Source organism: Paracidovorax anthurii (genome assembly GCF_003269065.1).
GTDB lineage: Bacteria > Pseudomonadota > Gammaproteobacteria > Burkholderiales > Burkholderiaceae_C > Paracidovorax > Paracidovorax anthurii.
This window is the reverse complement of sequence record NZ_QLTA01000047.1, coordinates 1-21706: the sequence shown is the minus strand read 5'-3', so window position 1 is coordinate 21706 and position 21706 is coordinate 1. Positions and strand designations below refer to the sequence as shown.

Annotated in this window: 18 protein-coding genes and 2 pseudogenes; 8 read left to right on the top strand and 12 right to left on the bottom strand. The window is 68.3% G+C overall.

Going from position 1 to position 21706, the window contains the following annotated elements; all coding sequences use genetic code 11:
• Nucleotides 1–5: 5 nt before the first annotated feature.
• Complete coding sequence (locus AX018_RS18995; protein WP_111880531.1) at nt 6–953, bottom strand: LysR family transcriptional regulator; 948 nt, start codon at nt 951–953, stop codon at nt 6–8.
• A gap of 122 nt (nt 954–1075) precedes the next feature.
• Between AX018_RS18995 and AX018_RS18990 the strand changes: the two are divergent.
• A pseudogene (locus AX018_RS18990) lies at nt 1076–2595 on the top strand (CoA-acylating methylmalonate-semialdehyde dehydrogenase).
• A 145-nt stretch (nt 2596–2740) separates the two neighbouring features.
• On the opposite strand, the gene AX018_RS18985 reads toward AX018_RS18990, so the two are convergent.
• From AX018_RS18985 to lptF, 5 genes are all read right to left on the bottom strand, one after another.
• Complete coding sequence (locus tag AX018_RS18985; RefSeq protein ID WP_111880529.1) at nt 2741–3913, bottom strand: pyridoxal phosphate-dependent aminotransferase; 1173 nt, start codon at nt 3911–3913, stop codon at nt 2741–2743.
• Nucleotides 3914–3960: 47 nt separating this feature from the next.
• Nucleotides 3961–4902, bottom strand: coding sequence for a CysB family HTH-type transcriptional regulator (locus AX018_RS18980; RefSeq protein WP_111880527.1), 942 nt, complete (start codon nt 4900–4902; stop codon nt 3961–3963).
• A gap of 125 nt (nt 4903–5027) precedes the next feature.
• Nucleotides 5028–5420 (bottom strand): sirohydrochlorin chelatase, encoded by a 393-nt coding sequence (locus AX018_RS18975; RefSeq protein ID WP_111880524.1) that lies wholly within the window; start codon nt 5418–5420, stop codon nt 5028–5030.
• A 15-nt stretch (nt 5421–5435) separates the two neighbouring features.
• Nucleotides 5436–6539, bottom strand: coding sequence for an LPS export ABC transporter permease LptG (gene lptG, locus AX018_RS18970; protein ID WP_111880522.1), 1104 nt, complete (start codon nt 6537–6539; stop codon nt 5436–5438).
• Nucleotides 6536–7633 carry an LPS export ABC transporter permease LptF gene (lptF, locus tag AX018_RS18965; protein WP_111880520.1) on the bottom strand — a complete coding sequence of 366 codons (1098 nt, stop codon included), beginning with the start codon at nt 7631–7633 and terminating at the stop codon, nt 6536–6538. The genes lptG and lptF overlap by 4 nt, the downstream gene beginning before the upstream one ends.
• Before the next feature lie 23 nt (nt 7634–7656).
• Between lptF and AX018_RS18960 the strand changes: the two genes are divergently transcribed.
• The 4 genes from AX018_RS18960 (at nt 7657) to AX018_RS18945 (ending at nt 11366) form a co-directional block, all read left to right on the top strand.
• Entirely contained in the window at nt 7657–9168 is a 1512-nt protein-coding gene (locus AX018_RS18960; RefSeq protein ID WP_111880517.1) for a leucyl aminopeptidase, read from the top strand.
• 32 nt (nt 9169–9200) lie between these two features.
• Nucleotides 9201–9635 (top strand): DNA polymerase III subunit chi, encoded by a 435-nt coding sequence (locus AX018_RS18955; RefSeq protein ID WP_111880515.1) that lies wholly within the window; start codon nt 9201–9203, stop codon nt 9633–9635.
• Between the two features lie 3 nt (nt 9636–9638).
• Nucleotides 9639–10088: a hypothetical protein gene (locus tag AX018_RS18950; protein WP_111880512.1), complete on the top strand. Its 450-nt coding sequence runs from the start codon at nt 9639–9641 to the stop codon at nt 10086–10088.
• Between the two features lie 147 nt (nt 10089–10235).
• Nucleotides 10236–11366 carry a branched-chain amino acid ABC transporter substrate-binding protein gene (locus AX018_RS18945; RefSeq protein WP_111880510.1) on the top strand — a complete coding sequence of 377 codons (1131 nt, stop codon included), beginning with the start codon at nt 10236–10238 and terminating at the stop codon, nt 11364–11366.
• A gap of 141 nt (nt 11367–11507) precedes the next feature.
• On the opposite strand, the gene AX018_RS18940 is transcribed toward AX018_RS18945, so the two are convergent.
• Nucleotides 11508–12515, bottom strand: coding sequence for a D-2-hydroxyacid dehydrogenase family protein (locus AX018_RS18940; protein WP_111880571.1), 1008 nt, complete (start codon nt 12513–12515; stop codon nt 11508–11510).
• A 378-nt stretch (nt 12516–12893) separates the two neighbouring features.
• Between AX018_RS18940 and AX018_RS18935 the strand changes: the two genes are divergently transcribed.
• Nucleotides 12894–14600: a long-chain fatty acid--CoA ligase gene (locus AX018_RS18935; RefSeq protein WP_111880506.1), complete on the top strand. Its 1707-nt coding sequence runs from the start codon at nt 12894–12896 to the stop codon at nt 14598–14600.
• Between the two features lie 15 nt (nt 14601–14615).
• Here the strand turns inward: AX018_RS18935 and AX018_RS18930 are convergent, their stop codons facing one another.
• Nucleotides 14616–15023: a PilZ domain-containing protein gene (locus AX018_RS18930; RefSeq protein WP_111880503.1), complete on the bottom strand. Its 408-nt coding sequence runs from the start codon at nt 15021–15023 to the stop codon at nt 14616–14618.
• A 137-nt stretch (nt 15024–15160) separates the two neighbouring features.
• Here AX018_RS18930 and AX018_RS18925 point away from each other — a divergent pair, with 137 nt between their 5' ends.
• Together AX018_RS18925 and AX018_RS18920 are read left to right on the top strand one after the other, a co-directional pair.
• Nucleotides 15161–15946 carry a 2OG-Fe dioxygenase family protein gene (locus AX018_RS18925; protein ID WP_111880501.1) on the top strand — a complete coding sequence of 262 codons (786 nt, stop codon included), beginning with the start codon at nt 15161–15163 and terminating at the stop codon, nt 15944–15946.
• 118 nt (nt 15947–16064) lie between these two features.
• Nucleotides 16065–16502, top strand: coding sequence for a universal stress protein (locus AX018_RS18920; protein ID WP_111880498.1), 438 nt, complete (start codon nt 16065–16067; stop codon nt 16500–16502).
• Between the two features lie 157 nt (nt 16503–16659).
• Here the strand turns inward: AX018_RS18920 and AX018_RS18915 are convergent, their stop codons facing one another.
• From AX018_RS18915 to AX018_RS18895, 4 genes and pseudogenes are all read right to left on the bottom strand, one after another.
• A complete protein-coding gene (locus tag AX018_RS18915; RefSeq protein ID WP_111880496.1) occupies nt 16660–18534 on the bottom strand; it encodes a potassium transporter Kup in 1875 nt (624 codons plus the stop codon).
• Between the two features lie 124 nt (nt 18535–18658).
• Nucleotides 18659–19651 carry a Bug family tripartite tricarboxylate transporter substrate binding protein gene (locus AX018_RS18910; RefSeq protein ID WP_111880493.1) on the bottom strand — a complete coding sequence of 331 codons (993 nt, stop codon included), beginning with the start codon at nt 19649–19651 and terminating at the stop codon, nt 18659–18661.
• 87 nt (nt 19652–19738) lie between these two features.
• Nucleotides 19739–20512 (bottom strand): SDR family NAD(P)-dependent oxidoreductase, encoded by a 774-nt coding sequence (locus tag AX018_RS18905; RefSeq protein ID WP_111880491.1) that lies wholly within the window; start codon nt 20510–20512, stop codon nt 19739–19741.
• Between the two features lie 874 nt (nt 20513–21386).
• Nucleotides 21387–21706: pseudogene (locus tag AX018_RS18895) on the bottom strand (IS110 family transposase); the annotation flags it as partial.

The window sequence follows — 21706 nt, the reverse complement described above, 5'->3', positions numbered from 1 at the left end:
GGGCATCAGAGGGCCTTTGCATCGAAGCCTGTCGAGAACGACGCCCGCAGGAACGCCACCAGGGCCTGCACGGACCGTGGCACGTGCGGGGTGTAGGGGCGAATGGCGAGGATCTGGCTGGCGAATGGGCCCACGGGGCGCCACCCGGGCAGCACGCGGACCAGGCGCCCGGATTCGAGCGCGCTGTTGGCGCTGAAATCCGGCAGCAGCGCGATTCCCAGCCCTGCGACGGCGGCATCGCGGAGGGCCTCGCTGTTGTTCGCGGCGAACGCGCCACGCACCGGGATGCTGACGCGCTGGCCCTCTTCATCCCGCTGCGTCGGCTCAAGAAGCCAGGCCACGGATTCCTGCGAACGGGGGTAGTACAGGCATTCATGCTGCAGGAGATCTCGGGGCGCCGATGGCGTGCCCCGCCGTTGCAGGTAGCCCCGGCTGGCCACCAGCACCGTGGAGGTGTCGCAGATCTTCCAGGCGACATGGGTTTCCGGCGCGGACGCGCTGTGGCGAATCGCCAGATCGAAGCCTTCGCGGGCCAGGGAGGCCAGTGCATCGGACATGTCCAATTCGACGCGAATCTGCGGATGCGCCGTGAGGAACTGCGGCAGGCGGGGCACGAGCTGCTGGCGGGCGAAGGCCACCGGGGCCGTCACGCGGACCAGGCCCCTCGGAGCGTCCGCCAGGTCTTGCACGCTTTCAAAACCCCGGGCGATCGCCATGAACGCCGATCCGGTGGCATCCACCAACTGCCGGCCCGCCTCGGTGAGCTGGACGCTTCTCGTGGTCCGCCGCACCAGCGGCACGCCGGCAGCCGCTTCCAGTTCGCCGATGTGGTGGCTCATCGTCGCCTTGCTGACACGCAGATGCCGCGCCGCAGCGGTGAACGACCCCTGGTCGGCGAGCACGTTGAGCCAGTGCACATGGGACCAAAGTGCGTCGATCTTTTTTCCGGGCATCTGATTCTCTTCGCTCCATGCGTCGAGGATTGTTCATTCTCGTGAACTCTGATTCCGCATTCAAGGGCTTCGTGGGGGGGCATCGCGTGCCTAGACTGCGGTCCCCATTGTGGAGACAAGCGATGCCCCTGCCCGAATCATTTACCGCTGCCGATGACGTCGTTCACTTCATCCAGGGCGATCGCCGCCTTGGCGACGGTGCCCGATACCAGGACGTCTACAACCCCGCGACGGGTGCGGTGGCGCGCCGCGTGGCACTCGCTTCGGTGGACGTGGTGGATGAGGCCGTGGCGTCCGCCCAGGCGGCGTTTCCCGGCTGGTCCGGGACATCTCCGATCCGCCGCGCGCGCATCATGTTCAAGTTTCTCGAACTGATGCAGCACCACCGCGACCGGCTGGCCGCGATGATCACCGCAGAGCATGGAAAGGTGTTCGCGGATGCGCAGGCCGAGGTCGACCGGGGCATCGACATCGTCGAGTTCGCCTGCGGCATCCCCCAGCTCCTGAAGGGGGACTTCACGGAGCAGGTGTCCACGGGCATCGGCAACTGGACGGTCTGGCAGCCCCTGGGCGTCGTGGCGGGTATCACGCCGTGCAATTTTCCGTGCATGGTGCCGAGCTGGATGTTCTCGGTGGCGCTGATGGCGGGCAACACGTTCGTCCTGAGGCCCAGCGAGCGCGATCCCTCGGCGCCATTGTTCATGGCGGGTCTGCTCAAGGAGGCCGGCTTGCCGGACGGTGTCTTCAATGTTGTGCAAGGGGACAAGGTGGCGATCGATCGCCTGCTGGAGCATCCGGACGTCGCGGCCCTGAGCTTCGTGGGTTCGAAGCCGATGGCCCGGTACATCGACGAACGAGGCGCCCACTTCGGCAAGCGTGTGCAAGCACTCGGTGCGGCCAGGAGCCCCCTGGTCGTCATGCCCGATGCCGATCTGGAGCAGGCGGTGGACGCGCTGATCGGCGTGGCCTACGGCTCTGCCGGAGAGCGCAGCATGGCCATCTCCGTGGCGATCATGGTGGGCGACGTCGCGGACCGGATCGTTCCGATGCTGGCGGTACGGGTGAAATCCCTCCAGGTCAGGAATGGCATGGAGCCCGGTGCCGAGATGGGGCCGATCGTGACGAGGCAGGTGCTGGAGCGCATCGAGGCCTGCATCGACGTAGGGGTCGAGGAGGGTGCGCGGCTGATCGTCGACGGACGGGGGCTGGCGGTCGAGGGCCATGGGGCGGGTTTCTTCATGGGGGGAACGCTTTTCGACCATGTCACCCCGGACATGCGCATCTACCGGGAAGAGCGCTTCGGCCCGGTGCTGGCGTGTGTGCGCGTGGCAGACGTTAGAGAGGCCCTCGCGCTGGTGAACGGGCACGGATTCGGCAATGGCGTGGCCTGTTTCACGCGCGACGGCAATGCTGCCCGGGAGTTTTCCCGGCGGGTACGGGTGGGCATGGTCGGCATCAACGTGCCCATCCCGGCGCCCATGGTCTGGCTCGGCTTCGACGGATGGGCGAAGAGTCTGTTCGGCGACATGCATGCCTGCGGGAAAGAAGCCGTGCGTTTCTACACCCGGCAGCAGTCCATCATGCAATGCTGGCCCGCAAGCACCTCGCAGGGGCGGAGTTCGCGGTGCCTACGGCCCGGTGAATGGCATCGGGCCTGTGGGAAGGGGCCGCTCCGCTGGCCCGACGCGCATGCGGTATGCGAAATGGGCCTGGGGCGATCCTGGCCCGCGCCTTGCGATCACCGGCACGTGGTTGCAACGCGGGTACGTTCCAGGCACCGTGCCGGATCAGAGCCGGCGCAGCCGTGACAACGCTTCGCGCAGCGTCTCATCTCGCTTCGCAAAGCAAAAGCGCACCACCCGCTGATCGAAGCCGTCGCCATAGAAAGCGGACAGCGGAATGGCCGCCACGCCGATCTCGCGCGTCAGCCATTGGCAGAAGTCGGCCTCCCCCAGGCCGGTCACCTCCGAGATGTCCACGCACTGGAAGTAGCTCCCGGTGCTGGGCAGCAGCCGCAGGCGGGAGCCCTCCAGGCCCTGGCGGAACAGGTCGCGCTTGGCCTGGTAGAAGGCCGGCAACTGCAGATAGGGCGCGGGGTCGGACAGGTACGCCGCCAGCCCGTGCTGCATGGGCGTGTTCACGGTGAACACGTTGAACTGGTGCACTTTGCGAAACTCGGCCGTCAGCGCGGCGGGGGCCGCCACGGTGCCCACCTTCCAGCCCGTCACGTGGAAGGTTTTGCCGAAGCTGGAGATGATGAAGGCGCGCGCGGCCAGCCCGGGGAAGCGCGCCGCGCTCTGGTGCTCGGCGCCGTCGAACACCATGTGCTCGTACACCTCGTCGCTGATGACGAGCACGTCGGTCGGGGCGAGCAGCGCCTCCAGCGTGCGCATGTCCTCCGCCGTCCAGACGGTGGCGCTCGGGTTGTGGGGCGTGTTGAGGATGAGCGCGCGCGTGCGGGGCGTGATGGCGGCGGCGATCCTGCCGAAGTCGGGCCGGAACGTGCCGGGCGTGAGCGGCACCCGCACCGCCGTGCCGCCGGCCAGTTCCACGTTGGGCACGTAGCTGTCGTAGCAGGGGTCGAGAACGATCACCTCGTCGCCCGCATGCACCACGGCCAGGATGGCCGTGAGGATGGCCTGCGTGGCGCCGGCGGTGATGGTGATCTCGGCATTGGCGTCGTACGCGCGTCCGTGCAAGGCACCGATCTTGCGCGCCACGGCCTCGCGCAGCGCGGGCGCCCCGGGCATCGGCGGGTACTGGTTGTGCCCCGCGCGCATGGCGCCATGCACCGCCTCCACCAGCGCGGGATCGCAGTCGAAGTCGGGGAATCCCTGGCCGAGGTTCACTGCACTGTGTTCCGCTGCCAGGGCGGACATGACGGAGAAGATCGTGGTGCCCACGCGGGGCAGCTTGCTCGCGAGGGCCGGCGTGCGCGCGGCGGCGTTGGGTGTCGTCATGGGAGCGTGGGGTGCGATGCGATGCGATGGGAGGGGCGGCCGGCGGATCAGAGTTCGTAGTCGTTCACGTGGCCGGACATGGCGCGCGCGATGAGCTCCCGGCTGAGCCGGTCGCTCAGCAGTTCGGCGAAGCGGTACACGAAGTTGCGCAGATAGGCTCCGCGCTTGAACGCCACGCGCGCCACGCTCTGGCCGAACAGGTGGCCCACGGGCCGCACGACCAGATCCCCGAGCGGGTCGTCGCGCATGGCCATCTCGGCCACGATGCCCACGCCCAGGCCCAGTCGCACGTAGGTCTTGATGACGTCGGAATCGATGGCCTCCAGCACGATGCGCGGCTGCAGCTTGCGCGCGGCGAAGGCCTGGTCGATCTTGCCCCGGCCCGTGAAGGAGGGGTGGTAGGTGATGAGCGATTCATGGGCGATGTCGTCCACGTTCAGCCGCTCCTTCTGGGCCAGCGGATGGTCGTTGGGCATCACCAGCACGTGCTGCCATTCGTAGCAGGGCAGGGTGACCAGATCCGGGTAGTCCGCCAGCGACTCGGTGGCCATGCCGATCTCCGCCACCTCGTCGATCACCATGCGGGCCACCTCGTGCGGCGTGGCCTGGTGGAGGCTGATATTGACCTTGGGGTAGGCCTCGCGCAGCTTCGCGACCGGCACCGGCAGCACGTAGCGCGCCTGGGTGTGGGTGGTGGCGATGCTCAGCGTGCCGCTGTCCTGCGCGCTGAACTGCTCGCCGATGCGCTTGAGGTTGCCCACCTCGCGCATGATGAGTTCGATGCTCTTGAGCACATGCTGCCCGGGCTCGGTGATGCGTTTGAGCCGCTTGCCGTGGCGCGCGAAGATATCGACGCCCAATTCCTCTTCCAGTTCGATGATGGCCTTGGACACCCCGGGCTGCGAGGTGTGGAGCGCTTTCGCGGCCTCGGTGAGGTTGAGGTTGCGGCGTGCGGCTTCCTGGACGAAGCGGAATTGGTGCAGATTCATATCCGATTGCTGCTAAGAGTGATTGTCATTATGCTGCAGCCGTCTAAGGGTGCGCGCAAAAGCGAGCCGCTTCGTGGCTGCCTGGAGGGGCGTCCGTGTTCAGGCCCCTGGGCGGGGAGGGGGCGTCAGCCCTCGCCCGCGATCGAGGCCATGAGCGCCGTCATGCGCGGGTCTTCGCCGATCGCACCCTGCACGGCGATGGAGGCGCCGGGGTGTTTGGCGCGCAGCCCCTCCACGATGAGGGGGAGGTCTTCCCGCGCGTGCTTGCCGGTTCCCAGGAACATTGGCACCACGGTGATGCGCCGCACGCCGCACGCCACCAGGCTGCCCACCGCGGCTGGGAGATCGGGCTCGCTCAGTTCGAGGTAGGCGCACCGCACCGCCAGCTCCGGGCTGCGCGCGCGCAGCAGCGCCTCGACGGCCTCGATCGGCGCGCGCCACAGCGGGTCGCGGGAACCGTGGGCGAACAGCACGACGCCGCGCCGCGCGCCGCCTTCCGGGGTCTCGGAGTGGTGCATGGGGGACGCGCGGCCTCAGCGCCGCAGCACCAGCCATCCGAAGGCGGCCAGCGAGAGCAGGGAATAAATGATGCCCGGCGCTGCGGCGGTGAGCCAGGGAGACCAGTTCTGCAGGTTGCCCGCGTAGCCGAACACGTTGTTCAGCAGGAAGAAGCTGATGCCCGCCATCACGCCGCCGAACACGTAGCCCGCGATGCCGCCCGAGCGGAAATGCAGGTAGGCGAACGGCAGCGAGAGGACGACCATCACCAGGCAGCTCAGGGGGTAGAACACCTTGCGCCAGAACTCGATCTCGTACTTCTGGGCGGATTGCCCGTTGGACTCCAGGTGCCGGATGTACTGGAACAGGTCGATGGTGGCCATGCGGTCGGGCTTGAGCAGCGAGGCCGACACCATGTCGCTGCTGATGTGGGTGGGCCAGTGCAGGCTGGCTTCCTGCAGCCGCTCCACGCGCGCCTCGGCTTCTCCGCGGCGGTGGAAAATGCTGCGCTTCACCTCGTGCAGGTCCCAGCCGCCCTGGCCGAATTCGCCCGTGGCGGCCTGGAGGGTGGAGGCCACGCGGCCTTCGCCGTCGAACTCGAAGACGCGCACATTGCGCATGCCGCCATCGGGGCCCAGCGCGCGCACGTTCACCGCGACGGAGTGGTTCCCCTGGCGCTCCTTGAGCCAGGCGCCGGTGGCCCCCGAGGTGAGCTGCCCCAGGTGGCGCGCCTTGACGAGCTGCGCCAGCCGGTCGGTGGCCGGCGCGAGATAGTCGCCCACCGCGAACGTGAGCAGCACGAAGGCGCAGCCGAGCACCAGCAGGGTGCGCAGGGCCCGCCAGGGGCCCAGCCCGCTGGTGCGCATGATCGTGAACTCGGAGCTTTGCGCGAAGCGGGCCATCACGAAGATGGTGCCGATGAGCACCGTGATCGGCAGCAGTTCGTAGAGGTGGCTGGGGATGCTGAGCGCGACGAACATCAGCGCGTGCGACACCTGGTAGCCGTCCGTGCCGGCGCGCCCGACCCAGCGCAGCTCGTCCACCATGTCGAAGAAGAAGAACAGGGCCAGGAAGCCCAGCGTGACGAACGCGACGGCCGCCACGGCCTCGCGATAGATGAGCCCTCGGATGGTTTTCATGCCGGCTTCCTTGCGCGTTGCCACAGCATGCCGGGCGACCATCGGTTGTGGCGCGCGACCAGCACACCCAGGGCCAGGGCCAGCGTGCCTCCATGCAGCAGCACCATGAAGGCGCTCAGGCCCATGCGGCCCGAGCCGACCCAGCTCTGGCCCAGCGTCATGAGGTTGTAGTACACGACGAACGAGAACAGCGCGAACACGAGGCTGGTGCTGCGCGCCGCGCGTGGATTGGCGCTGGCGACGGCCAGGCCCATGATGACGAAGTTCAGGGCCGCGAAGGCCAGGCCGAAGCGCCAGCCGATTTCCGCGCGGAACGCCGGATCGCTGGAGGCGAACAGATCCCGCGTGGAGCGTGTCTTGACGGCCACGTCGTCGGCCGGCCCGAGCGGCGCGGAGCCCACGCGCGTGCCGTACTCGGTGAATTCGCTCACCTTGAGCCCCGGCTTGTCGACGGTGGTTTCGAGGCGCTGGCCGTCGCTGAGCAGCGCCATGCGCTGGGTGCCCTGGATTTCGAGCCGCGCGCTGCGGGCGGAGGTGACGATCTCGCGGCCCCGCTCGGTCGATGCGATGAAGACGTTGGTGGCCTGCTGCTCGTCGGGGGTTTCTCGGTCGATGAAGAAGACCCGGCTGCCGTTGGCGGACTCCTGGAATTCACCCGGCGCGATGCGGTCCACGTCGCCGCGCTGTTCGTACTGCACTTTCAGCTCCTGGATCTGCTGGTTGGCCCAGGGCCAGATCAGGAGGGCGAGGGTGGCGATCACCAGCATCACGGGCCAGGCGAAGCGCAGCAGCGGCGCCAGCAGGTTGAGCATGCCGCGCCCGCTGGCGAACCAGATCACCATCTCGCTGTCGCGGTACATGCGCGACAGCGTGCTGACCACGGCCACGAACAGGCTCAGGGAGAGAATGGTGGGCAACTGGCCCAGCACGGTGAAGCCCATCACGAGCATCACGTCCGAGGGGTTCACGCTGCCGCGCGAGGCCTGGCCGAGCGTGCGGATCAGCATCATGGTCATGACCACGGTGACCAGCACCACCAGGGTCGCGCCGAAGCTGCGGGCCAGCTCCTTGCGAATGGATGAATCGAATAACATTGGCTCGAAGGAAAACGCTGATTATGAACTTCGATCTGAAGACCCTGGCCCTGGCGGGCACCGCCGCCGAGAAATGCGATCTGCTCGCCGTGCTGGTGCCCGATGGCTTCAAGCCCTCGGGCGATGCGCTGTCGGCCATCGTCGCGCATGCCATCAAGCAAGGCGATTTCGAGACCAAGGCGGGCAAGAGCCTCTCGCTCTACCAGCCTCCGGCGGTGGCGGCGCGCCGCGTCGTGCTGCTGGGGGCCGGCGACGGGGGCGCGCGCGCGGTGCGGCAGGCCCTGCTGGGCGCGTCGGCGCAGTGGAAGGCGCCGCAGGTCAAGCGTGCGGTGGTGTACCTGGGGGCCCTTGCCGATGCGGATGCCGCGGCCTGCGCGGCCGTGCAGGCGGTGGCCGATGCCAGCTACGTCTACACGGCCACCAAGTCCAAGCCCGAGCCCCGCGCCTTGGCGCGTGTGGTGATCGGCGTGGCCGACGCCGCGGGCGCCAGGTCCGGCTTCGCCAAGGGCGTTGCGCTCTCGCTGGGCATCGAATATGCCCGCGAGTGGGCCAATCGTCCCGCCAACCACGCCACCCCCACGCTGCTGGCGGGTGCCGCGAAGGCGCTGGCCAAGCATGCGTCCATCCAGGTCAAGATCCATGGCCCGGCCGAGGTGGCCAAGCTGGGCATGGGCGCCTTCCTGGCCGTGGCCCAGGGCTCCGACGAGCCCCTGCGCTTCATTGAGCTGCGCTACCAGGGCGCCGGCCGCGCCGATGCCCCGGTGGCCCTGATCGGCAAGGGCATCACCTTCGACTCGGGCGGTATCTCCATCAAGCCGGCCGCCGAGATGGACGAGATGAAGTTCGACATGAGCGGCGCTGCGAGCGTGCTGGGCACCTTCCGTGCCCTGGCGGAGTTGCGGCCCGCCATCAACGTGATCGGCCTCATCCCCGCCTGCGAGAACATGCTCAACGGCCGCGCGGTGAAGCCGGGCGACGTGGTGACGAGCCTCAGCGGCCAGACCATCGAAGTGCTCAACACCGATGCGGAGGGCCGCCTGGTGCTCTGCGATGCGATCACCTACGCGGCGCGCTTCAAGCCCGCGGCCATGGTGGACATCGCGACGCTGACGGGCGCCTGCGTGGTGGCGCTGGGCGGCGTGCGCAGCGGCCTCTTCGCCAATGACGAGGCCCTGGCCGCGCGCCTGCAGGCCGCGGGCGAGGCGGCCATCGATCCGTGCTGGCGCATGCCGCTCGACGACGAGTACGCCGAAGGGCTGAAGAGCAGCTTCGCCGACATGGGCAACGTGGGCGGCCGCGCCGGCGGCGCGATCACCGCCGCCAAGTTCCTGCAGAAGTTCGTGGGCGCCGCCATGCCCTGGGCCCATCTGGACGTCGCCGGCACCGCCTGGAGGAGCGGCGCCGCCAAGGGCGCGACGGGCCGGCCCGTGGGGTTGCTGGTGCAGTTCCTGCTCGATTCCGTGCCCGCCCCGGCGAGCCGCGCCCGCGCGGGCAGCGCGGCGGCCAAGCCGCGGCGCGCATCGCGGGCGGCCTGAGCGTTGCCGCCATCCATGGCACCCGGCCCGGCATGACCGAGATCGCCTTTCACTTCAACGCGCCCGACAAGCTGGCCTATGCCTGCCGGTTCGCCCGCAAGGCCTTGCGCAGCGATGCGCGGCTGGTGATCACGGGGCCCGTGCCGATGCTCGATGAGCTCGACCGGGCGCTGTGGGCCATGGGGCCGCAGGACTTCGTCGCCCACTGCCGGCAGCAGGACGACCCGGAGCTGCGCGATGCGTCGCCGGTGCTGCTGGCCCCCGATCCGCGCGAGTGCGGCCATGACGGCGTGCTGCTGAACCTCGGCGCGCAGGTGCCTCCGGGCTTCGAGCGCTTTGCCCGGCTGGTGGAGGTGGTGAGCGCCCATGACGAAGCCGACCGCGCGGGAGCGCGCGAGCGCTGGCGCCATTACGCGCAGCGCGGCTACGAGATCGTGCGCCACGATCTCGTCCTCAAGGGAGCTTGAGCCATGGCCGCACAGCCGCCGAAGACACCTCCCAGGTTCGTGCCCACGCTCACCGATGTGGTGCAGGTCGCCGATGGGCGGCCACCCGTCGTGGGGCAGCCGCCGTGGCGTGGTGCGTCCGGCGCGGCCGTGGCCCCGGCGGCGCCCCGCCCGGAGCCGGAGCGCCCGGTGCCGAGGCAGCCCGTCGTGCCGGCGCCGGCCGTGGCGGCAGAGCCGAAGGCGGCCATGCCGGACCTTGCGGGCATCGAGGAGGTGGTGATCCACCGCATCATCCAGCGCGTCGACGTGGTGCTGGACCAGCGGCTGCGCGAGGCCATCGCCACGGTGGTTCAGGAGCAGACCCGCTCGATGGTGCCGCGCCTGCGCGAGGAGGTCGAGGCCGTGGTGCGCCATGCCGTCTACGAGGCCGTGGCCGAAGAGCTGGGAATGCAGCCCGGGGCTGACGCACGCTGACTTCGTTGCCGGGACTACAGGGTATTCCCCTGTGGTTTTAGATCACATCTGCTCGCATCCACGGGTGCCCTGGCCCACAAATTGCGATATGTTTCCGGCGCTGAGGGAAAAGAAGGTTCTCAGCGATCACCCTTTATGGAGATTCATATGCAATTGAAGTTGAAACTGACCGTGGTTGCCGCTATCGCGGCTGTTGCCGGTATCGCCTCCGCACAAGAGCAGGTGGTGAAGATCGGCCACGTGGGACCGGTTTCTGGCCCGCAGGCTCACTACGGCAAGGACAACGAAAACGGCGCGCGCATGGCCGTCGAAGAACTGAATGCCCAGGGTGTCACGATCGCCGGCAAGAAGATCAAGTTCGAGCTGCAGGCCGAAGACGATGCCGCCGATCCCAAGCAGGGCACGGCCGCAGCCCAGAAGCTGTGCGACGCCAAGGTCGCCGGCGTGGTCGGCCATCTGAATTCCGGCACCACGATCCCTGCGTCGAAGGTGTACAACGACTGCGGCATCCCGCACGTCACCGGCGCCGCCACCAACCCCAACCTGACCAAGCCCGGCTACAAGACCACGTTCCGCATCATCGCGAACGACAACGCCCTGGGCGCGGGCCTGGCGGCCTATGCGGCCGACACGCTGAAGCTCAAGTCCGTTGCCATCATCGACGACCGCACGGCCTATGGCCAGGGCGTGGCCGACGTCTTCAAGAAGACCGCCGCCACGAAGGGCATCAAGGTGGTGGACGAGCAGTTCACGACCGACAAGGCCACCGACTTCATGGCGATCCTGACCGCCATCAAGTCCAAGAACCCCGACGCGATCTTCTACGGCGGCATGGACCCCCAAGCCGGCCCGATGCTGCGCCAGATGGAGCAGCTGGGCATGGCCAACGTGAAGTACTTCGGCGGCGACGGCATCTGTACGGCAGAAGTGGCCAAGCTGGCCGCGGGCGCCAAGACGCTGGCCAACGTGGTCTGCGCCGAAGGCGGCGCCTCGCTGGCCAAGATGCCCGGCGGCACCGCCTGGAAGGCCAAGTACGACGCCAAGTACCCCAACCAGTTCCAGGTGTACAGCCCCTACACCTACGACGCCACCATGCTGCTGGTCGATGCGATGAAGCGCGCCAACTCGTGGGACCCCAAGGTGTACATCCCCGAGCTGCAGAAGTCCAACTACAAGGGCGTGACGGCCAACATCGCCTTCGAGCCCAACGGCGAACTGAAGAACCCCGCCATCACGCTGTACGTGTACAAGGACGGCAAGAAGACCCCGCTGAACTGATCGCCCGCCGATCGGCTCGCCGAAAAGAAGAAGGCCTCCGCATGCGGAGGCCTTTTTTCGTTGCCTGGCTGCCCGGGGTGAAAAGCGTTCCCTTGGGGAGGAGCGGGTGGGTGTGCCGGTCTTTTCAGCGCGGTCCGCGGGTCAGCGCCGTACCTGCAGCGCTCCCGGGTTGACGATGTTGGTGGGTGTGCCCCGGATGTAGTTGACGACGTTGTCGAAGGCCGCGCCGAAGTACAGCTCGTAGCTGTCCTGCTCCACGTAGCCGATGTGGGGGGTGCAGATGCAGTTCTCCAGGCGCAGCAGCGCGTGGCCTTGCAGGATGGGCTCGCTCTCGAACACGTCCACGGCGGCCATGCCGGGGCGGCCCCGGTTGAGCGCGGCGATGAGCGCGTCGGGCTCGATCAGCTCGGCCCGCGAGGTGTTGACCAGCAGGGCGGTGGGCTTCATGGTGGACAGGTCTTCCAGCCGCACGATGCCCCGGGTCTCGTCGTTGAGCCGCAGGTGCAGCGAGATCACGTCGCACTGCGCGAAGAATTCCTCACGCGTGCTGGCCACCTGCAGGCCATCGCTGAGGGCCTGGGCGCGCGAGGCTTCGCGCCCCCAGACCCGCACGTTCATGCCGAAGGCGCGGCCATAGCCCGCCACGATCTGCCCGATGCGGCCGTAGCCCCAGATGCCCAGCGTCTTGCCGCGCAGCACCGCGCCGATGCCGAAATTGGGCGGCATGGAGGCCGAGCGCAGGCCGGACTGCTGCCATGCCCCGTGCTTGAGGTTGGCGATGTACTGCGGCAGGCGCCGCATGGCCGCCATGGTGAGGGCCCAGGCGAGTTCGGCCGGCGCGACGGGCGAGCCCACGCCCTCGGCGACGGCGATGCCGCGCTCGGTGCAGGCCGCCACGTCCACGTGCGAGCCGAGCTTGCCGGTCTGCGCGATCATCTTGAGGCGGGGCAGTTTTTCGACCAGCTGGCGCGTGATGTGGGTGCGCTCGCGGATCAGCACGATGACGTCGGCGTCCTTGAGCCGGATCGACAGCTGGCCCAGGCCCTTGACGGTGTTGGTGTAGACCTTGGCGGAATAGGGGTCGAGGCGGGCGGCGCAATGGAGCTTGCGCACGGCGTCCTGGTAGTCGTCGAGAATGACAATGTTCATGGGGTCCATGGGCCGCGGACCGCGCCCCGCGCGCATGCGTCGCGCAGGACCGGCGTGAAAGCGATGAGGGTGCGAAGGCGCTGGAGCCGTCCGGCCGTCCGGACTCGGGCGGTGGCGCACCGGCGGAGCCCCGATTGTCGTTCATGGTGCGGCCTCCCGGCGGCCCGGGGCGCATGCCGGGAGGCTTTGGGGACATGCCGTTACAAAAACGCGGTGCTTCGACACGTTATGCTGCCCGCGCGCCGCCGCTGGCGGAGTGCCGAGGCCGGGCGCGTCGCATCGGTGACCGGCGATTGGGGCCATCCCCAATACGTCCGATCCGCCCGCGCTCCAGGATGGGGGCCTTGCGCCGATCCCCGGAACACCGCTACTTCCCCCATGCCCGCACACCTTGCCCATTGGCCCAAGCGCCTTCCCCATTCGATCGTTCCCCCCGCGACATCCCTCTGGGACAACCTGGCCGTCAACGCGCTGCGCTATCCGCACAAGCCGGCGGTGGTTTTCTTCGGCCAGGCGCTGACCTATCGCGGGCTCGCGCAGGCTGCCGAGCGGCTGGCGGCGCGCCTGCACGCGCTGGGGGTGCGCAAGGGCGATCGGGTGCTGCTGTGCATGCAGAACTGCCCACAGCTCGTGGTCGCGCATTTCGCCATCCTGCGCGCCAACGCGGTGGTGGTCCCGGTCAATCCGATGAACCGGGCCGATGAGCTGCGGCACTACATCGCCGACCCGGATGCGCGCGTGGCCATCACCAGCGCCGACCTGGCCCCTGAGCTGGCGGGCGCGAACCAGTCTTTGCTGCCCGCGCAGCGCCTGGGGCATCTGCTGGTGACCCAGTTCGTGGATGCGTTCGATCCCGCATCGCCGGAGGCCCGGGCCATGCCCGCGGCGTGGCGCGACTGGCTCTGCGCGGTCCGGCCGCTGCCGGCGCTGGAGGGCGGCGAGGTGCACGCCTGGCACGACGCGATCGCCTGCGACGCCGCGCCGCCCGTGCTGGACGTGGGGCCCGACGATCTGGCCGTGCTGCCCTACACCAGCGGCACCACGGGGCTGCCCAAGGGGTGCATGCACCCGCACCGCAGCATCATGCACAACGCGGTCGCCAGCAGCCTCTGGGGCACGGCCACGCTGGAGAGCGTCACCCTCGCGGTGGTGCCCATGTTCCACATCACCGGCATGGTGAGCCTGATGCATGCGTCGATCTACGTGGGCGCCACGCTGGTCATGATGCCGCGCTGGGACCGCGACCTCGCGGGGCGGCTCATCTCGCGCTACCGGGTGACCAACTGGACCAACATCCCGACGATGGTGATCGACCTGCTGGCCAGCCCGCGCTTCGGCGACTACGACCTCTCCAGCCTGGTCTATATCGGCGGCGGCGGCGCGGCGATGCCCCAGGCCGTGGCGCAGCGGCTGCTGGAACAGTTCGGCCTGCGCTACACCGAGGGCTACGGCCTCACGGAAACGGCCGCGCCCTCGCACACCAATCCGCCGGACCGCCCCAAGCAGCAGTGCCTGGGCGTTCCGTTCATGGGCACGGATGCACGCGTCATCGACCCCGACACGCTGCGCGAGATGCCCGTGGGCGAGCAGGGCGAGATCGTGATCCACGGCCCCGGCGTGTTCGGCGGCTACTGGAAGCTGCCCGGGCCCACGGCCGCCGCCTTCATCGAGCTGGACGGCAAGCGGTTCTTCCGCTCGGGCGACCTGGGCCGCGTGGACGAGGAGGGCTATTTCTTCCTCACCGACCGGCTCAAGCGCATGATCAACGCGAGCGGCTTCAAGGTCTGGCCCGCGGAGGTGGAGGCGCTCATGTTCCGCCACCCGGCCATCCAGGAGGCCTGCGTGATCGCCGCGCCGGACGGCTACCGCGGCGAGACGGTGAAGGCGGTGGTGGTGCTGCGGCCCGCCGAGCGCGGGCATGTCTCCGAGGAGGACGTCATCGGCTGGTGCCGCGAGCACATGGCGGTGTACAAGGCGCCGCGCGTGGTGCAGTTCGCGGACGCGCTGCCCAAGAGCGGCAGCGGCAAGGTGATGTGGCGCGCGCTGCAGGAGGCCGAGAGGGCGGCCGGTGCGCCCCCGGCCTGACGGCGGCGCGGTCGGTCAGTGGCCGATGGTCGGCGCGGCCGGGAAGGTCCAGCCGCGGCTGGCGGAGACCAGGGCCTGCAGATCGCGTTCGAGCAGGGCCGGGTCGCCCAGGTGCAGCTCGATGATCCGGCGCAGGTGGGTGACGCTGTCGAGGTCGATGGTGTGGCCCTGCAGGCCGGCGTGGGGGCCGTTCACGTGCGCCAGTTCGCCGGACATCGCGATCAGCTCCTCTTCGGCCATGAGCGGGATCGAGAGCGTGCAGGGCGCGCCCTGCGGCAGCGACAGCGCCGGGGGAAGCTGCAGCAGCGCGCCCTTGAGGGACACGTCCAGCACGCGCACGTCGAAGCTGCCGTGGCCGCTCACGATCAGGCGGGCCGGCGCGTCGAAGGCCACGCGGACGTAGTGGCGGCGTTCATGGGGCATGGTTTTCTCCTGGGGACTGCGTGCGGTCTGCCGCCGCGATGCTACTGCAGCCGGGGCGGGACCGCACCATGGCCCGGCGGGCTTTCTTGATCCCGGTCGCGCGCGGGCGCGGCGTGGAGGGTTAAGCTCCGCGGCCTATGGCGCACATCACCTTCCCCCCTCCCTACCTGCCGCCCGAACAGGTGGCCGCGCATCTGCGCAGCACGGGCTATGCGGTGCTGCGGCCCGAGGACACGGCGGCCTGGATCGGCTGCACGCTCCCGGACCTCGAAGCCCTGCGGGCCGACTGGGCGCATCTGCCGCCCGATGAGTTCCTGAAGGACGGCGGCCGCTACCGCCGGCGGCGGCATGCCTGCTTCGAGACCGTGGCGGACGGGCCGGACGGCGTGCGCCAGGTGCCCCACCGGGCGCACTGGCAGCCCGTGGAATACAACGCGCTGCACGGCGGCATGGAGCGGTGGTTCGCGCCCATGCAGGATGCCACGACGGCACGGCCCGCATGGCGGCAACTGCTGGCCGCGCTCGCGGGGGTGACGCAGGCAGCCCTGGCCACGCGGCCCGAGCGCTGGTTCCTGGAGGCCCACCAGTTCCGCATCGACACCACCGACGGCATCGGGCGGCCCACGCCCGAGGGCGCGCACCGCGACGGCGTGGACCTCGTGGCCGTGTTCCTCGTGGGGCGCCAGGGCATCAAGGGCGGCGAGACGCGCATCTTCGAGGCGGCGGGGCCCACCGGCCACCGCTTCACGCTGAGCGAGCCGTGGTCGCTGATACTGCTGGACGATGCGCGCATGATCCACGAAACCACGCCCATTCAGCCGGTGGGGGATGTGCCGGGGTTCCGCGATACGCTGGTGGTAACCTGCCGGCGCGGGGGCTTCCAGGCAGAAGCCGCGGGTGCCGCCGGCGGCAGCCGGGCTTGATGCGAATCAACCCACCTCGGCCGTGGCGGGGTCACACTGGCTTCCATCCCGGGCCGGGCATGCCGATGCACCCCGGGGGAGACGTTTTCATCCCACCATCAACGCAAGGAGAAGTTCCATGTTCAAGCACATCCTGATTCCCGTGGACGGTTCGCAGACTTCCCAGACCGCCGTGGCCAAGGCCGCCGGGCTGGCCAAGGCCTTCGGCTCGAAGGTGACGGCGGTGTATGTGGTGGATCCCTATCCCTTCACGGGGGTGGGCGCGGATTTCGCCTATGGCCAGTCGCAGTACCTGAGCGCCGCCACCGCCGAGGCCAATGCCGCGCTGGACGCCACCCGCAAGGCGCTGGAAGAGGCCGGCGTGGCCGTGACCACGGCCATCGGCGAGGGGCACGCGGTGCACGACGGCATCCTGCGCGCGCTGGAAACCACCGGCGCCGACCTGATCGTGATGGGCTCGCACGGCCGGCGCGGCCTGGAGAAACTGGTGCTGGGCAGCGTCACGCAGCGCGTGCTGGGCGTGGTGCACGTGCCGGTGCTGGTGGTGCGCGACTGAATGTGGCCGGCCGTGGCGCCGGTGCCGCGGCCACGCCAGACCAGGCGGCTCCGCGAGGCGCCGCTTTTTTCATCGCCGGGCCGCCCCAGGATGAAAAACACCCCCTCGGGGCGGCGGCCACGCGCTGCGAGGGAGCGTGAGGCCTCTCTGAGGCGAGCTACATCTCTATCTTGGAGCCAAGCTCGACGACCGCATTGCTCGGCAGTTTCAGGAAATCCGCGGCAGAGCTGGCGCTGTGGTGCATCTGGGCGAACAGCTTCTGCCGCCAGACGGCCATGGTGCCGCCCAGCTTGGGAACGACCGTCTCGCGCGCCAGGAAATAGCTGGTGCACATGGGGTCCAGAATGGCCCGCAGTTCAGTGGCCTGGTTCAAGGCAGTCGGAACGTCCGGCTCATCCATGAAGCCGAAGTTGATCCTGGCGCTCCAGCAGCCTTCGATGAGCGGCTGGATCTGCACTTGCTCGGTCAGCGGTATGCGGGGCACGTCGCCGTGCTGGACGTTGAGGAACAGGTTGTACCGGTGCAGTGCCTTGTTGTGCTTGAGGTTGTGCAGCATCGCACCCGGCACCACGCCCGCATTGGAGGTCAGGAAAACCGCCGTGCCGTCCACGCGTGTGATCTGCGTCGTGATGAGTGCATGCAGAAAGGGGGTCAACTCGATCGCCTCGTCATTCTGGCGCCGGCGCAACAGGTGCCGGCCATCCTTCCAGGTGGACATCACCAGGTACAGCGCACCCGCCATGAGCAGGGGGAACCAGCCGCCCTCCGCGATCTTGAGCGAATTGGAGGCGAAGAACGCAAGGTCCACGAAGAGGAAGACCCCCGTGGCAGCGATGCACAGCGGCAGGGGGAGCTTCCAGCCATGGCGGATGACGAAGAACGTCAATGTCGTGGTGATCACCATGACCAGGCTCACGGAGATTCCGTACGCCGCGGCCAGGGCGCTCGATGTGCGGAACGCGATCACCGCCAGTGCCACGCCCGCGAGCAACGCCCAGTTCACCACCGGCACGTAGATCTGCCCGGCCTCGCTTTCCGAGGTGTGCCGGATGGACAGGCGCGGCAGGTATCCCAGCTGGGTGGTTTGCTTGGCGGCGGAAAACGCGCCGGAAATCAGCGCCTGCGAGGCGATCACTGTGGCCGCCGTGGCCAGCACCACCATGGGCAGCGTGGCCCAATCGGGCATCATCAGGAAAAACGGGTTGGAGGACGCGGAAGGCGTGCTCAGAACCAGGGCGCCCTGGCCGAGATAGTTGAGGGTCAGGCACGGCATGACCAGAAGGAACCACGCCAGCCGGATGGGCTTCGCACCGAAGTGCCCCATGTCGGCATAGAGCGCTTCCGCGCCAGTGACGCACAGGAAAACGGCGCCCAGCGTGAAGAATGCAATCTCGTAATGTTCGAAGCAGAAAGCCAGCGCGTGGTGGGGCAGGAGCGCGGCCAACACCTCGGGGCGCGCGGCGATGTGGGGAATCCCGGCCAGGCCGAGGCATGCAAACCAGCCGAGCATGGCAATCCCGAAGTAGCGCCCCAGATGCGCCGTTCCCCAGCGTTGGGCGATGAAGAGCGCGAGCAGCACGACCAGCGAGATCGGCAGGATGTAGGGGGTGGCTTTCGTGGTGACCACCTCCAGCCCCTCCACGGCGGACAGGACCGATATCGCCGGAGTGATGACGCCGTCGCCGAAGAACAGGGCGACACCGAAAACGCCCAGGGTCATCAGGACGCCCTTCAGGCGGGGTTTGTCCTGCACGGACTGCGTCGCCAGCGCCAGCAGCGCCATCAGGCCGCCTTCGCCGTGATTGTCCGCGCGCATGATCAATGCCACGTACTTGACCGAGACAATGAGTGTCAGCGTCCAGAAGAACAGCGACAGAACGCCGAGGACATTGGCGCCCGTGATCTCCAGGCGCCCCGCGGCAAACACTTCCTTGAAGGCGTAGAGCGGCGATGTGCCGATATCGCCGTACACGACGCCTATGGCGGCAATGGTGAGCGCTGTCAGCGATGTCGGAGTTTTTGCGTCTGCCATGGCGGGTCTTCATGGTTGAACAATGTCGTCGCGATGCGGCCGTGGCCGCATGCACACATCAGATCACATTTTGAAACGCAATGGCGCAATGGCCGGGCCGCGCATCGCAGAGGCGCTGCAGTCCTTACTCGATTTTCGCTCCCGACGCTTCCACGATTCCCTTCCACTTGGCGTAGTCGCTCTTGAGCAGGGCGGAGAACTGCGCGCTGGACATCGATTGCGGCTCCGCGCCCTGTGCCTGGATGGCCGTGCGCATCTCGGGCATGGCGAGCAGCTTGTTGATCTCGGCATTCACCGTGGCGACGATGCCGGCGGGCGTGCCGGCCGGGGCGAACACGCCGTACCAGGAGCTCACGTCGAAGCCCTTGTAGCCGGACTCGGCCACCGTGGGCACGTCGGGCAGCGACGAGCTGCGCTGGATCGACGTGACGGCCAGCGGGCGCAGCTTGCCCGACTTGATCTGCCCCATGGCCGAGGGCACGGAGGACACCAGCAGGTCCACGTTGCTCGCCAGCGCGTCCATGAGCGCGGGGTTGGAGCCCTTGTAGGGGATGTGGCTGAGCTTGATGCCCGCGGCCTTCTCGAACAGGTCGCCCGCGAGGTGGATGGTGGTGCCGTTGCCGGGCGAGCCGTAGGTGATCTTGCCGGGCGTGGCGCGCGCGGCGGCCACCACGTCGGCCAGGGTCTTGAAGCGCGAGTTGGCGCCCGTGGCGATGATCACCGGGGTGTAGGCCACGTGGGCGACGGCCACGAGGTCCTTGGTGGGGTCCCAGGGCAGGTTCTTGTAGAGATAGGGCGCGACGACGAGGTTGTCCTTCTGGCCCATGACGAGGTCGTAGCCCGTGGGCGCGGCCTTGACGGCCTCGGTGATGCCGATGGTGCCGCCCGCGCCGGCCCGGTTGTCGGGCACCACGGTCCAGTGCAGGGTTTCGGTGAGTTTGGTGGCCACGAGGCGCGAGAGGATGTCGGTGCCGCCGCCGGGCGGGAAGGGCACGATCAGGCGCACGGGCTTGGAGGGGTAGCCGCCGGCGGCCGGCGTGGCGGCGGGCGCGGTCTGGGCCGTGGCGGTGCCCAGGGCGAATGCCAGGGCGGTGAAGGAAATCAGGGAGCGGATCATGGTCGGGGTGTCTCCAGGCGTCGGGGTGGGGAAATGGCCGCTATTTTTGGCGCTGCAGTCCGCTGGTGCCCTCGGGGCGGGGCTGTCTCAGGGCTCGCGCACGTCGGCCACCGGGCGCTCGCCGAAGTCCGGGCGCTCCAGCCAGGAGAGCACGCGCGCGGCCGCGTCGTCGGGGGAGGTCAGGGCGCCATCCGTTTTGAGGTTGGCGAAGTTCTGCACGTCGGGGAAATCGGCCGGGTCGGCGGCGCGCAGATGGACCTGCATGTCGGTGTCGATCACACCGGGAGCCAGCGAGCATACCCTGGCGCCATTGGAGTGCAGCGCCTCGTCCAGCGCCGCGCAGCGCGTGAAATGGTCCATGCCGGCCTTGGCCGCGCAGTACGCCGACTGCGAGGCCAGCGCCCGCCGCCCCAGGCCCGAGGAGATGTTGAGCACCTTGCGCGGCCCCGGCCAGTGGCGGGTGGCGCCCAGGAAGGCCCCGGTGAGCTGCATGGGCGCCTCCAGGCCCACGCGCAGCGCGTGGGCGAGGTCCGCCGGGTCGCTGTCCGACAGCGGGGCGATGCGGGGCACCACGCCGGCGTTGTTGATGAGCGTGGCGCCCGCATGGCGCCCCGGCGGCTGCGCGGCCAGCCAGGCGCGCAGCCGTGCGGCCGCGGATGCGCCGTGCGCCAGATCCTGCTCCCACTGCTCCAGCGTGGCGCCCGCCTCGCGCGCGAGCGCGGCCAGCTCGGCACTGGCATGGCGCGAGAGGGTCAGGAGCATGTGGCCGGGGCGCAGCAGCCGGCGCGCCATGGCAAGGCCCAGGCCGCGCGAGGCGCCGGTCAGGATGGTGAGGGAGGGCGGGGTGGTGGTGTCGGGCATGCGGGCGATGGTAAGGCCGTGGGCATCGGCGGGCGTATCGGGAGGTTTGCTATTGAATTAATAGCTGCCGAGGTAGATTTGACGGCGACATGGAGGCATTCTGGTTGAGGAATCTCAGTACGTCAGCGTCCGATATGCCGGATGGCTGGCTGAAGCCGGCATCAAGCTATATGGGAATCTCTCACAACCCCGAGCCGGACGCTGATCCGGGTGGGGCCGTGCAGGCTTCAGTGCCCTGGGCGTGCAATGACGCCTCTGGATGGGTCCAGCCCCTTGCCCCAGGGCCTTGCAGGCCCCCGAGGGCTCAGGCTTTCGCGATCTGCGCACGCACCTGTGCCCTGGGGTGCGTAGATTTGAAAAACGCATCCACTCCCCTCTCCAGGAAGGACACCAGGCGCTTGATGTTGTGGCAGGCTGCCATCATCGTCCTTGCTACCGTGGCGCGCGCTATTCAGCGCGCTACGGGGAGTGATCATGGCGGTGGGGGATCAGGGGTTCTTTGTTGGGAATGAATCACTTGGGTTTCGAGAGGTTCCCAGAAGCGTCTTATATAGATATTGATTATGGTATTTATAGAAGAAGCAATTGAGTGATTCCCCATCAAATTAAATCTTCTTCATTTTTCTTATCGAACTTCGATTTGCGGTTTGTCAGCTTTCGACAGCTTTCGTGTTCCACGCAACACTTAACGATGTCTGAGAGCCCTGCGATCAAAGGTTCTGCCGCTCCCTATTCGTATCTAGCGTAAGCTGCCGCACCTCCTGCAACCATGCCGTGCGTTTTGCAGGTTTAAGAACCAAGCTCCTGCAGAGTCTGCTGCATAGGGCGGTCTTGCTCATGAAGGGGCTCATGGCCTGAAATGAAACTGCGTCTTTCACCCCGTGACAGCGGTGACTTGGTAGCCGATCTGCTGCAGGCGCCGGATCAAGCGGTTGGCTGTTTTGGCGGCGTCCGTGCGGTCGAAGTGGGCGGCACCCAGGTCTTGCCATTCGGTGCCGTCACGCAGCATGTGCCACATGGCCGTGAGCATGGAGGCTGCCACGGCGATGATGGCCTTCTTGGCACCGCGACGTGCCCGGATGCGGTGGAACTGCGCCTGCAGATAGCCGTCCTTGACTTTGATGGCCGCCCAGGCGGCCTGCACCAGCGTGGTCTTGAGCCACTTGCCGCCGCGGCGCAACCGGGTGCTGCGCC

Excerpts from the sequence above, each read along its gene's own strand:
- AX018_RS18935 (WP_111880506.1), top strand. The coding sequence starts at position 12,894 with ATGCCCGCACACCTTGCCCATTGGCCCAAGCGCCTTCCCCATTCGATC.
- AX018_RS18910 (WP_111880493.1), bottom strand. The coding sequence starts at position 19,651 with ATGATCCGCTCCCTGATTTCCTTCACCGCCCTGGCATTCGCCCTGGGC.
- AX018_RS18925 (WP_111880501.1), top strand. The coding sequence starts at position 15,161 with ATGGCGCACATCACCTTCCCCCCTCCCTACCTGCCGCCCGAACAGGTG.
- AX018_RS18940 (WP_111880571.1), bottom strand. The coding sequence starts at position 12,515 with ATGAACATTGTCATTCTCGACGACTACCAGGACGCCGTGCGCAAGCTC.
- AX018_RS18945 (WP_111880510.1), top strand. The coding sequence starts at position 10,236 with ATGCAATTGAAGTTGAAACTGACCGTGGTTGCCGCTATCGCGGCTGTT.
- AX018_RS18960 (WP_111880517.1), top strand. The coding sequence starts at position 7,657 with ATGAACTTCGATCTGAAGACCCTGGCCCTGGCGGGCACCGCCGCCGAG.
- AX018_RS18975 (WP_111880524.1), bottom strand. The coding sequence starts at position 5,420 with ATGCACCACTCCGAGACCCCGGAAGGCGGCGCGCGGCGCGGCGTCGTG.
- AX018_RS18950 (WP_111880512.1), top strand. The coding sequence starts at position 9,639 with ATGGCCGCACAGCCGCCGAAGACACCTCCCAGGTTCGTGCCCACGCTC.
- lptF (WP_111880520.1), bottom strand. The coding sequence starts at position 7,633 with ATGTTATTCGATTCATCCATTCGCAAGGAGCTGGCCCGCAGCTTCGGC.
- AX018_RS18980 (WP_111880527.1), bottom strand. The coding sequence starts at position 4,902 with ATGAATCTGCACCAATTCCGCTTCGTCCAGGAAGCCGCACGCCGCAAC.
- AX018_RS18985 (WP_111880529.1), bottom strand. The coding sequence starts at position 3,913 with ATGACGACACCCAACGCCGCCGCGCGCACGCCGGCCCTCGCGAGCAAG.
- AX018_RS18920 (WP_111880498.1), top strand. The coding sequence starts at position 16,065 with ATGTTCAAGCACATCCTGATTCCCGTGGACGGTTCGCAGACTTCCCAG.
- AX018_RS18915 (WP_111880496.1), bottom strand. The coding sequence starts at position 18,534 with ATGGCAGACGCAAAAACTCCGACATCGCTGACAGCGCTCACCATTGCC.
- lptG (WP_111880522.1), bottom strand. The coding sequence starts at position 6,539 with ATGAAAACCATCCGAGGGCTCATCTATCGCGAGGCCGTGGCGGCCGTC.
- AX018_RS18955 (WP_111880515.1), top strand. The coding sequence starts at position 9,201 with ATGACCGAGATCGCCTTTCACTTCAACGCGCCCGACAAGCTGGCCTAT.
- AX018_RS18905 (WP_111880491.1), bottom strand. The coding sequence starts at position 20,512 with ATGCCCGACACCACCACCCCGCCCTCCCTCACCATCCTGACCGGCGCC.
- AX018_RS18995 (WP_111880531.1), bottom strand. The coding sequence starts at position 953 with ATGCCCGGAAAAAAGATCGACGCACTTTGGTCCCATGTGCACTGGCTC.
- AX018_RS18930 (WP_111880503.1), bottom strand. The coding sequence starts at position 15,023 with ATGCCCCATGAACGCCGCCACTACGTCCGCGTGGCCTTCGACGCGCCG.